General features: G+C 67.4%; 8 protein-coding genes and 1 tRNA gene. 8 read left to right on the top strand and 1 reads right to left on the bottom strand.

Annotated elements, in window-relative coordinates; all coding sequences use genetic code 11:
- Positions 1-913, top strand: a 913-nt coding sequence (locus ACWDU1_RS20540) for a stage II sporulation protein M (protein ID WP_450000616.1), incomplete at its 5' end; no start/stop codon positions are given.
- Between the two features lie 839 nt (positions 914-1,752).
- Here the strand turns inward: ACWDU1_RS20540 and ACWDU1_RS20535 are convergent.
- A tRNA-Leu gene (locus ACWDU1_RS20535) sits at positions 1,753-1,835 on the bottom strand.
- A gap of 248 nt (positions 1,836-2,083) precedes the next feature.
- Here ACWDU1_RS20535 and ACWDU1_RS20530 point away from each other — a divergent pair.
- The 7 genes from ACWDU1_RS20530 to pknB form a co-directional block, all read left to right on the top strand.
- Positions 2,084-3,454: an FhaA domain-containing protein gene (locus ACWDU1_RS20530; protein ID WP_450000614.1), complete on the top strand. Its 1,371-nt coding sequence runs from the start codon at positions 2,084-2,086 to the stop codon at positions 3,452-3,454.
- 202 nt (positions 3,455-3,656) lie between these two features.
- Positions 3,657-4,124 (top strand): FHA domain-containing protein FhaB/FipA, encoded by a 468-nt coding sequence (locus ACWDU1_RS20525; protein WP_450000612.1) that lies wholly within the window; start codon positions 3,657-3,659, stop codon positions 4,122-4,124.
- Positions 4,121-5,608 carry a PP2C family protein-serine/threonine phosphatase gene (locus tag ACWDU1_RS20520; protein WP_450000610.1) on the top strand — a complete coding sequence of 496 codons (1,488 nt, stop codon included), beginning with the start codon at positions 4,121-4,123 and terminating at the stop codon, positions 5,606-5,608. Before ACWDU1_RS20525 ends, ACWDU1_RS20520 begins: the two co-directional genes overlap by 4 nt.
- A complete protein-coding gene (locus ACWDU1_RS20515; RefSeq protein ID WP_450000608.1) occupies positions 5,608-7,083 on the top strand; it encodes an FtsW/RodA/SpoVE family cell cycle protein in 1,476 nt (491 codons plus the stop codon). The genes ACWDU1_RS20520 and ACWDU1_RS20515 overlap by 1 nt, the downstream gene beginning before the upstream one ends.
- Complete coding sequence (locus tag ACWDU1_RS20510; protein WP_450000606.1) at positions 7,080-8,546, top strand: peptidoglycan D,D-transpeptidase FtsI family protein; 1,467 nt, start codon at positions 7,080-7,082, stop codon at positions 8,544-8,546. Before ACWDU1_RS20515 ends, ACWDU1_RS20510 begins: the two co-directional genes overlap by 4 nt.
- 37 nt (positions 8,547-8,583) lie before the next feature.
- On the top strand, positions 8,584-10,089 hold the full coding sequence (locus ACWDU1_RS20505) for a serine/threonine-protein kinase (RefSeq protein WP_450000604.1): 1,506 nt from the start codon (positions 8,584-8,586) through the stop codon (positions 10,087-10,089).
- Positions 10,086-11,965, top strand: a 1,880-nt coding sequence (gene pknB / locus ACWDU1_RS20500; protein WP_450000602.1) for a Stk1 family PASTA domain-containing Ser/Thr kinase, incomplete at its 3' end; no start/stop codon positions are given. The genes ACWDU1_RS20505 and pknB, both read left to right, overlap by 4 nt.

Genomic DNA, 11,965 nt, shown 5'->3' with positions numbered 1-11,965 from the left:
CGCCGAAGCCGACGAGCTGGTGCTGCTGTACCGGCGCACCTCGCAGCAGCTGGCCAGGCTGCAGACCCACAGCCCCGAACCCGAATTGGTCGCGGGTCTCAGTGCCGTCCTGGCCCGGGCCCGGGGCCGGATCGTGGGCAGCGCGCCCAATACCTGGACCGAGATCGCCCGTTTCTGCACCGATGTCTTCCCCGCCGCGGTGTACCGGATGTTCGGATGGTGGCTCGGGGTGGCCGTGGGCTTCCTCGGTGTCACGGCGGGCTTCGCCACCTGGATCTCGGTGGACCCGTCGGCACGGGAAACACTTGGGCTGCAAGGGGACACCACCGCGCTGACCGCCCCCGGGGGCGCCTTCGAGACGTACTACACCGAGCATTCGAACGACGCTTTCGCCGCATTGGTCTGGACCAACAATGCTTGGGTGTCGGCGCTGGCGCTCTTCCTCGGGGTGCTGATCCTGCCGGTGCTGTACCTGCTTTTCATGAACGCGCTGAATATCGGGGTGACGGCCGGGTTGATGGCCGACGCGGGACGCCTCGATTCGTTCTTCGGCTTCCTGCTCCCCCACGGAATGCTGGAACTGACTGCCATTTTCATCGCGGGCGGTGCCGGCCTCAAACTGGGCTGGACCCTGATCGACCCGGGGCCATCGAGCCGCGGCGAGGCGGTCGCGCGCCAGGGCCGGACCACCGCCGCGATCGCCCTGGGATTGGTGCCCACCCTGCTGGTAGCGGGGCTGCTGGAGGGTTTCGTGACCCCGAGCGCGCTTCCGACGCCCGCGCGCATCGCCTGCGGCCTACTCGCCGAGGCCGCCTTCCTCGCCTATATCGTCGCCGCCGGCCGCCGAGCGGCCCATAGGAACAGCTCCGCGACCTCCGGTTCACCCGTAGTGCACGCATCGGACAACAGGTAGACAACGCGGAGCACACCGGAAAAGGTCACATTTTGTGACGTAGCAGCAAAGTGGGCTGGATGACCAGTGAGAATTCCCCCGATTGAATTCCGCTGGCCGCAGCGAGTCGCCGCTCTAGCTGCGGCCAGCGTTACCGTCGACTCTACACAATCGTTATTGCTACGCAACCCGCTGCGAGTGAGGTCACAGGTATAACCCGCAAGCCAGCAAACACCTGGAAACCCCCTCCCGGTACCCGTTCCAGCTAACTTCCAGCAGGCGACCGCACGCTTACAGCGGTGCTTTCATATGCAAGTACATTTGGTTTTTACTGGTCACCGCCATATCCGTAACCACGGTTACGCCCAACCGCCGGCGAGCTCCCCCGGACGAGCACCCGAACCGCCGTTAACTCGGACGATTGCACGCCGAACAGGGCATTCGCGAAGGGTTAACACGGTTGCCGCGACGCTCGCGGCGGCAAAAAATACCTCGGGTTTGTTTATCGAGTCCAAACCTTCCGGAGCCCTGAATCGATGCCCGACTTGGACCGAGAGGTAGTTAACCAAGGCCGTTCCGGGACGTGAACTGAGTCACTCGGCGACCGGATTCGGGCAAACGTCAGCAGCGCCGCCGCAACCGGAAATCGATAGTGTGACCTTGGTCTCACCCAGGCATAAATCTTCGACAGCAGGGGGTCAGGGACCGGAGCGCGTACACCGCACCCGGCAGCCCGGCCCTGGTTTCAGCGACGGGCCGCAGCCTTCACTTCACCCGGAGCCGGAGCGCCCGCAGACGCGTACACCACACCCCGAGATGCAGAGAAGCCGTGGATCCGACTCGATCCACGGCTTCTGTTGTGGGCGAAGGGGGACTTGAACCCCCACGTCCCGAAGGACACTGGCACCTGAAGCCAGCGCGTCTGCCATTCCGCCACTCGCCCGAGCGACGGATCAGACAGTAGCACGGAGGTGACCGCGAGACGAAATCACATGGTCGCAGCCCCGCGGGCGGGACGCTGACCTCGACCGGGGCAACCGTTACCACGCCGGGGGAACTCCCCGACCGTTCCGGTAGTTACAGGTATAACCGAACGTGGATATCATGCAGGGAACGTGCTCGTAGTGCGACACGCCGTATTCGCGTGTCGTCGTAAAGAAACAGGAGAGACTCACCGAAGGGAGGGCCCGGATGGGGTTCGTCTCGAGATTCGAGCGACGCCTACAGGGCGCCGTCGGTGATGTCTTCGCCCGGGTCTTCGGCGGGAACGTGGTTCCACAGGAGGTCGAGGCAGCGCTGCAGCGTGAGGCCGCCGACAGGATCCAGGACCTCGGTGGCGGGCATCTGCTCGCACCCAACAATTACGTGATCACGATCAACGAGTCGGACCACCGGCAACTCGACGCGGATCACGACCTCACCACTCGTGCCTTCGCCAAACATCTGCAGGATTACATCCGCGATCAAGGATGGCAGACCTACGGCGAAGTACACGTGGTGTTCGAGGCATCCCCTACGCTGCACACCGGAATGTTCAGGACGAGCGGTCGCGTCGACCCAGACGCCGGCCGCGGAGCTGCCCCGGCTCGCCGCCCGGAACCGCTACAACGACCCGCTAACCCGCAACCAGGAGCTGGCCCCATGACGCAGAACTCTGGCTACGACCCGAGCCGTGAGCACGCGGAGTCCGATCCACGCAATCGCGGGTACGCTCCCGGCCCCGCGGGACGCGGGCCTCAGAACGGCGCGTACCCCGAGGACTACGGTCCCGGCGCGCCCTACAACGGCGCTCCGGATTATCAGAACGGCTACGACTACCAGCAGGGTGGCGCGGCCTACGACCAGCAGGGCTACGGCGGCCGGCCGGGATACGACCAGCAGGCCTACGCCCAGCAACCCGGCTACGACCAGCAGGGCTACGCCCAGCAACCCGGTTACGACCAGGGGTACGACCAGCAGGGTTACGCGCAGCAGCCCGGATACGACCAGGGTTATCAGGGCCGTCCCGGTTACGACCAGGGCTACGACCAGCAGGGCTATGCCCAGCAACCCGGATACGACCAGCAGGGTTACGCCCAACAGCCCGGATACGACCAGCAGGGCTACGCCCAGCCGGGGTATGACCAGGGCTACGACCAGCAGCCCGGTTACGACCAGGGGTACGACCAGCAGGGCTACGCGCAGCAACCCGGCTACGAGCAGCAGGGCCAGCAGGCCGGCTACGCCGCCCAGGGCGGCTACGGTCAGGCCGGCTACGCACCGGCCGCCGGTCCCGGTTTCTCCGCGACCCTCGCGCTGGACGACGGCAGCGGCCGCACCTATCAGCTCCGGGAAGGCAGCAATATCATCGGCCGCGGCCAGGACGCGCATTTCCGGCTGCCCGACACCGGCGTATCCCGCCGCCATATCGAGGTGCGCTGGGACGGCCAGACCGCGATGCTTTCGGACCTGGGTTCGACAAACGGCACGCTGGTCAACGGATCTCCGGTCCAGGACTGGCAACTCGCCGACGGTGATGTGATTCGCGCCGGGCACTCCGAGATCCTTATCCGTATTGTCTGATGCCGTAGGCTCGCCGTGCGGATCACGGGGCACCTCTCCCATAATGGGGCGGTCCAATCGTGATCGGTCTCGTCCGACGGTCCTATGATGTGCCAACATGCTCGCGGCGCCATACCGGGCGCCGCCGGGACGAGCACTGCCAAGGGGTGGGTCACACCACTCCGACGGCACCGACACACGGTCGAACAGGAGGTGGAGTGCCGTGCAGGGCCTGATTCTGCAACTGACCCGTGCCGGGTTCCTCCTGCTGCTGTGGCTGTTCGTGTGGGCAATCCTGCGCACCCTCCGCAGTGATATCTACGCGGCCTCCGGAGTGCGGCTCCAGAACCGGGGACCGCGTGGTTCCTCGGTGCTGCCGTCGATGCGCCGGGGCCAGAAGGGCGCCAAACATCTTGTGGTGACTCAAGGTTCTCTCGCCGGTACCCGCATCACGCTGGGTACCCAACCGGTGCTGATCGGCCGTGCGGACGATTCCACACTGGTGCTCACCGACGATTACGCCTCCACACGACATGCCCGGCTGTCCCTACGCGGTGACGACTGGTACGTCGAAGACCTCGGCTCGACCAACGGTACTTACCTCGATCGCGCCAAAGTCACCACCGCAGTCCGCGTTCCGCTCGGCACTCCGGTCCGGGTCGGCAAGACAGTGATCGAGCTCCGATCGTGACACTTGTTCTCCGCTACGCAGCGCGCAGCGACCGCGGCCTCGTCCGCGCCAACAACGAAGATTCCGTCTACGCGGGCGCCCGCCTGCTGGCCCTTGCCGACGGCATGGGCGGGCACGCGGCCGGCGAAGTGGCATCACAGCTGATGATCGCCGCGCTGGCGCACCTCGACGACGACGAACCGGGCGAAGACCTGCTCGGCAAGTTGAACCGGGCGACCCACGCCGGTAATTCCGCCATCGCCGAACAGGTCGAGGAAGAACCCGAACTGGACGGGATGGGCACCACGCTCACCGCGATCCTGTTCGCGGGCAAGAAACTCGGCATGGTCCATATCGGCGATTCGCGCGCCTATATGCTGCGCGACGGCGAACTCGCCCAGATCACCCGCGACGACACCTTCGTCCAGTCGCTGGTGGACGAAGGCCGGATCACCGCCGAACAGGCCCATACCCATCCACAGCGCTCGCTCATCATGCGTGCCCTCACCGGCAACGAGATCGAACCGACGCTGGTGATGCGCGAGGCCCGCGCCGGTGACCGCTACCTGCTGTGCTCCGACGGACTCTCCGACGTCGTCAGCGACGAGACCATCGCCAACACCATGCGCGAGGGCAGCACCGACGAATGCGCCGACCGGCTCATCGAGCTCGCGCTGCGCAGCGGCGGTCCGGACAATGTCACCGTGGTCGTGGCGGATGTCATCGACCTCGACTACGGGCAGAGTCATCCGATCGTCGCGGGCGCGGCATCCGGTGAGGCCGAGGACAACCCGCCGCCGAACACCGCGGCCGGCCGCGCAGCGGCCATGCGGCCGCCCGCCGCCGCCCCGCGCCGGGCCGCGGGTGAGCCCGAGCCCGAGCCGAAGAAATCGCACAAACTGCGCTGGGTCCTGCTGGCCCTGGCATTGGTGCTCGCGGTCGGAATCGGCTTGGTCGTCGGCTACAAGATGATCCGCTCCAACTATTACGTGGGCGCGGACAACAACAGCGTCGTCATCATGCAGGGCCTGCCCGGCTCGATCCTGGGATATTCCATCCACGAGGTGAACCTGGTGGGCTGTGTGACCGCGAAGGACGAGCTCAGCCTCGTCGACAGCGGTAAACCGCTGCCCGAGGACTGCCGCGTGCTCGAGGTCGGCGATCTCGAGCAGACCGGTCGCGACCAGGTGGAACGGGGCCTTCCGCCCGGAACCCTGGACAAGGCCAAGGAGCAGATGCGGGTCCTCGCGGATCGTGAACTGCTGCCGGTCTGCAAGAAGAACGCCTCCGCGGCCCAGCCCGGCGTGGTCACCACGACCCCGACGCCCGCGCCGCCGGCCGCTCCGACTCCCACCCCGGCGGCGCCCCCGGCCTCGCCCGCACCCGAGCCCGGTGCCAACGGCGAGAATCCCGCGCCGCCCGCACCGCCGACCACCACCGCGCCGGCGCCGACGACCACCGCAGCGCCCCAGATCGCCGGGGAGAACTGCCGGGTGGCGGACTGATGTCCGCACCGGCACCACCGTCCGCCGGGGCTTTTCCGAGCCCCCCGGGCGGTTTCGCGGCAGCGCCCTCACCGCGGAACCGGCGCAATACCGAGCTTTTGCTGCTGGGGTTCGCGGCGTTCATCACCACGGCCGCGCTGTTCCTGGTCGAAGCCGGCCAAGAACAGTCGCTGACCTGGGATATCGCCAAATACGGCCTGGCCTATCTGGGGCTTTTCGCCGTCGCTCACCTGGCGGTGCGCCGGTTCGCGCCCTACACCGACCCGCTGCTGCTGCCGATCGTCGCGCTGCTCAACGGAATCGGACTGGTGCTCATCCACCGTCTCGATCTGGCGGACGCCCAGACGGCGGCCTACAACTCCTGGGATATCCCCTCCCCCGACGCCAACCAGCAGATCCTGTGGACCGCGCTGGGCATCGTCTTGTTCGTCGCGATCCTGCTGGTCCTGCGCGACTACCGCACCCTGGCCAAATACGCCTACACGCTCGGGCTGGTCGGTCTGATCGCGCTCGCGATCCCGGCGATCCTGCCCAGCTCGCTGTCGGAGGTCAACGGCGCGAAGATCTGGATCCGGCTGCCCGGGCTGAGCCTGCAGCCCGGCGAATTCGCGAAGATCCTGCTGATCATCTTCTTCGCCTCGGTGCTCGTCTCCAAACGTGAACTGTTCACCGCGGCCGGCCGGCATTTCCTCGGAATGGAATTCCCGCGCGCCCGCGACCTGGGCCCGATCCTGGCCGTCTGGATCGTCTGCATCGGCGTGCTGGTGTTCGAGAAGGACCTCGGCACCTCGCTGCTGATCTTCGGCACGGTCCTGGTGATGCTCTACATCGCGACCGAACGCGTCGGCTGGCTGCTCATCGGCGGCGGGCTGCTGCTGCTCGGGTTCGTTTTCGCCTACCAGTTGTTCGGCCATGTCCGGGTTCGGGTGGAAACCTGGCTGCACCCCTTCGATGACTACAACAACACCGGCTATCAGATCGTGCAGTCGCTGTTCGGGCTGGCCACCGGCGGTCTCGCCGGAACCGGCCTCGGCAGCGGGCGGCCGTCCCAGGTGCCGTTCGCGAAAACCGACTTCATCGTCACCACCATCGGTGAGGAACTCGGGCTCATCGGCCTGGCCGCCATTCTGATCCTGTTCCTGATGCTGATCCTGCGCGGTATGCGTACCGCGCTGGCGATCCGGGACAGCTTCGGGAAACTGCTCGCGGCCGGTCTGTCGTTCACCATCGCCATCCAGGTCTTCGTGGTCGTCGGCGGCGTGACCAAACTGATCCCGCTGACCGGTCTCACCACCCCCTTCGTCTCCTACGGCGGTTCGTCGCTGCTGGCCAACTACATCCTGCTGGCCCTGCTGATCAAGATCTCGGACGCGGCCCGCGAACCGGCCCCGGCCCGCCGCCGCGAACCGGCCCCCGCGCCGCTGGCGGAAGCACAGACCGTGATGGTGTCGCGACCGCGAGGGGGTCACCAGTGAACACACCGCTACGCCGGGTGGCCATGGCGGTCATGGCCATGATCGTGGCGCTGCTACTCAATGCCACCTACGTGCAGGTCATCAAGGCCGACGACTACCGTGCCGATCCCCGCAACTCCCGGGTGCTGCTCGACGAGTACTCCCGCCAGCGTGGGCAGATCTCCGCCGGCGGCGCGGTCCTGGCGAGTTCGGTCTCCACCGACGACCGCTACAAATACCTGCGCGTCTATCCCACCGATCCGTCCGCCTACGCGCCGGTCACGGGCTTCTACTCCATGCAGTACGGCAGCACCGGCTTGGAACGCGCCGAGGATCCGGTGCTCAACGGGTCCGACGGCCAGCTGTTCGGCAGCCGGCTGGTGGACCTCGTCTCCGGGCGCGACCCCCGCGGCGGCAATGTGGTCACCACGATCGACCCCGCGATGCAGCAGGTCGCCTACAACGAGCTCACCAGCAAGGGTTACACGGGTTCGGTGGTGGCCATCGAACCCAGCACCGGCAAGATCCTGACCATGGTGTCCACGCCCAGCTACGACCCCAACCAGCTGTCGGGGCACGACGGCGCCCAGGGCACCCAGGCCTGGGAGAGCCTGAGCGCCGACGAGAACCAGCCGATGCTCAACCGGGCGATCTCGCAGACCTACCCCCCCGGCTCCACCTTCAAGGTCGTGGTCACCGCGGCCGCGCTGTCCAACGGTAAGGCCAACCCGCAGAGCCAGTTCACCGCAGCGCCCAACATCACCCTGCCCGGCACCAGCACCACGCTGGAGAACTACAACGGCAGCACCTGCGGTTCCGGTGCCACCGCCAGCCTCTACGAGGCGTTCCGCCGGTCCTGCAACACCGCGTTCGTGGAACTCGGCGTCGATGTCGGCTCGGCCGCGCTGGAAGACGAGGCCGCCGCCTTCGGCATCGGCCCGCATCGCGGCATCCCGATGCCGGTCGCCGAGAGCTCCGTGGGCAATATCCCCGACGACGCCGCCCTCGCGCAGAGCAGTATCGGCCAGCGTGATGTCGCCCTCACTCCGCTGGACAACGCGGTCATCGCGGCTACCGTCGCCAACGGCGGTGTGCGGATGGAGCCCTACCTCGTCGACCAGTTGCAGAACCCCGATCTGAGCGAGCTGTCCACCACCGAACCGGTCTCGGTCGGGCAGGCGGTGAGCGCGGAGGTAGCGTCTACCCTGACCGACCTGATGGTGGCCTCGGAGGAGAACACCGCGGGCAGCGGCGGCTCGGGCTATCGGATCGCGTCCAAGACCGGTACCGCCGAGCACGGCTCCGATCCGCGCAATACACCGCCGCACGCCTGGTACATAGCGTTCGCCCCCGCCGAGAACCCGAAGATCGCTATCGCGGTCATCGTGGAGAACGGCGGTGACCGGGCGCTGGCGGCAACCGGTGGGTCGGTCGCCGCGCCGGTTGCCCGGGCGGTACTGGACGCAGGTCTGCGAGGTCGCTGAACGAGATGGATGTGCGAGTGAATCTGCGGGGAAACCGATGCTGACAAACGGCGCGATGATCGCGGACCGCTACCGGCTGCAGCGGCTGATCGCCACCGGAGGGATGGGCCAGGTGTGGGAAGCCCTGGACACCCGGCTGGATCGTCGTGTCGCGGTCAAGGTCCTCAAATCCGAATTCTCCGCCGATCCGACCTTCCGGCACCGGTTCCGTACCGAGGCCCGGACGACCGCGCAGCTGAACCACTCCGGTATCGCCGGTATCTACGACTACGGCGAGACCTACGATCCGCAGGGCGGTGAGACCGCCTACCTGGTGATGGAGCTGGTGCAGGGCGAACCGCTAAACAATGTGCTGAACCGGCTCGGCCGGCTGTCGGTGGTGCAGGGCCTGGACCTGCTGGAGCAGACCGGCCGCGCACTGCAGGTCGCGCATCAGGCGGGAGTGGTCCATCGCGACGTCAAACCGGGAAACATCCTGGTCACGCCGACCGGTCAGGTGAAGATCACCGACTTCGGTATCGCCAAGGCGGTCGACGCCTCGCCGGTCACCAAGACCGGCATGGTGATGGGCACCGCGCAGTACATCGCGCCGGAACAGGCTGTCGGCGAGGACGCCACCGCGGCCAGTGATGTGTACTCCCTGGGCGTGGTGGGCTACGAGGCCCTCGCCGGAACACGGCCGTTCACCGGCGACGGCGCCCTCACCGTCGCCATGAAACATGTGCGTGAGGTACCGCCGCCGATGCCCGGCGACCTGCCTCCGAACGTGCGCGAGCTCGTCGAGATCACCCTGGCCAAGGATCCCGCGCAGCGCTATACCGACGGCGGCGAATTCGCCGACGCGGTGGCCGCGGTGCGGTCGGGCCGCCGCCCGCCCCCGCCCAGCAATCTCGCGGCGGCGGGCCCCACCAGCGTGATCGCGGCCCCGCAACCGGGTTACGACGAGGGCGCGACGATGCGCTACGCCACACCGCCCGGCGCCGGTTACACCACGCCGCCGACGGCGATGGTCGGCCCGTCCACCTCGATGGACCGCGGCGGCGCGCACGAGGTCGATCCCGACGGCTACCGGGACGGGTCCGGTGGCGGGCTCAACAAGAACCAGAAGTGGATGATCGGCCTGGGTATCGGCGCGCTGCTGCTGGGCGGGGCCGTGCTGTGGCTGCTCTTCGGCGGTGACACCAACCCCGACGGCACCGCGCCGGGTACGTCGACCACCGCCCCCACCACCCGGCAGCTTCCGCCCCCGGTCACCACGACCTACGAGGTCACCGAACCTCCGGTCTGGACCCCCGAGCCGACCACTCCGGCGCCGACCACCACGACACAGCCGCCGGCGACCACGACACAGCCGCCCACCACGACTCCTCAGCAGACGACCACCACCACCGCGCCGACCACCACCGAAGAGACCACCCAAGAGGAGACGACCACCACCCGTCGCCCGGTGGTCCCGCCGATCGAGTTCCCCGATGACGATCCGGCCGAAGACGACCGCCCCACCTTCACCATGCCGCCCTTTAATCTGCAAGGACAGCCATGACGACCCCGAAGAATCTCTCGTCCCGCTACGAGCTGGGCGAGATCATCGGGTTCGGCGGTATGTCGGAAGTCCACCGAGCACGCGACCTCCGGTTGAACCGCGATGTCGCGATCAAGGTGCTGCGCGCCGACCTCGCGCGTGACCCCACCTTCTACCTGCGGTTCAAGCGTGAGGCCCAGAATGCCGCGGCACTGAACCATCCCGCCATCGTCGCGGTGTACGACACCGGTGAGGCCGAGGTCGACGGGGGACCACTGCCCTTCATCGTGATGGAGTACGTGGAGGGCGATACGTTGCGCGATATCGTGCGCAACGAGGGCCCGCTGCCGCCGCGCCGGGCGATGGAGGTCATCGCCGATGTCTGCGCCGCCCTGGATTTCAGTCATAAGGCCGGCATCGTGCACCGCGATATGAAGCCCGCCAACATCATGATCAACCGGGCCGGCGCGGTGAAGGTGATGGATTTCGGTATCGCCCGCGCGATCGCCGATGCCGCCAACCCGATGACCGCCACCGCGGCCGTGATCGGCACCGCCCAGTATCTGTCACCCGAGCAGGCGCGCGGCGAGACCGTCGACGCCCGCTCGGATGTGTACTCCGTCGGCTGCGTACTGTTCGAAATCCTCACCGGAGAGCCGCCGTTCACCGGCGATTCCCCGGTGGCGGTGGCCTACCAGCATGTCCGGGAGGATCCGCGGCTGCCCTCGCTGGTACACGAGGGGGTACCGCGCGAGCTGGATTCCGTGGTCCTCGAGGCGATGGCCAAGAATCCGGCCAACCGCTACCAGAGCGCTGCCGAGATGCGCGCGGATCTGATCCGGGTCCTGGGCGGGCAGAAACCGGGCGCGCCCATGGTGATGACCGACGAGGATCGCACCACCATGCTCGGCCCGGCGGATCCGGGGTCGCGCGGCTACCACCGCCTCGACGACGATGACCGCGACGACTACGACGACTACGGCAGCGACGGCGGGAACCGGCGGACGGCCTTCATCGCGGCCGGTGCGGTCGCCGCCGTCGCGCTGGCGTTCGGGCTGTTCTGGATGCTGCTGGGACCGGGTAGTCGTCCCGACCAGGTCGCGGTGCCGGATGTTTCGAACGTCTCCGCCAGTGAGGCCGAGCAGAAGCTCGATTCTCTCGGCTTCGATGTCGCCATCCAGGAGAAGCCGGACGGCAAGATCGGTGCCGGCAATGTCATCGCGACCCAGCCGCTGGGCGGCTCCCGGGCCGACGAGGGCAGCACCATCACCGTGCAGGTGTCCACCGGGCCGCAGCAGGTGCCGGTGCCCCGGCTCACCGGTCTCACCCGGCAGGAGGCCGAGCAGGAACTCAACAACGCCGGTCTGCAGGTCAACCCGGACGTGAAACGGGAGCCGTCGAGCGCGCAGGACAAGGACAAGGTGATCGGCCAGGATCCGTCCCCGGGAATCGAGATGGACGCCGGCAGTCAGATCACGCTGACCGTGGGCTCCGGCCCGGAGCAGGTCCGGGTGCTCGACGTGGTGGGTCAGCTGATCGATGTGGCCCAGCCGAACCTGGAGGGCGCCGGCTTCAAGATCGTCGTGCAGGAGGTGCAGTCGGCACGCCCGCGCGGCGAGGTGCTGTCCACCGATCCCGCCGGCGGCTCCACGGCCGACAAGGGATCCACCATCACGGTCCAGGTCGCGCAGAGCGATCGGATCGCGATGCCGAACCTCATCGGCCTGAACGCCACCGAGGTCGTCGACAAACTGCGTGAGAGCGGCTGGCAGGGCAGTGTGAACCAGGTGCGGCAGATCACGCAGATCACCCTGAACTCGGATCAGGCCGGCAAGGTGCTCAGTCAGCAGCCGTCGGCCGGAACCACCGTGCAGTCCTCGACCACCGTCACGATCAA

The sequence above is a fragment of the Nocardia sp. NPDC003345 genome, from assembly GCF_053589395.1.
This window is presented reverse-complemented; position numbering and strand designations above follow the sequence as displayed.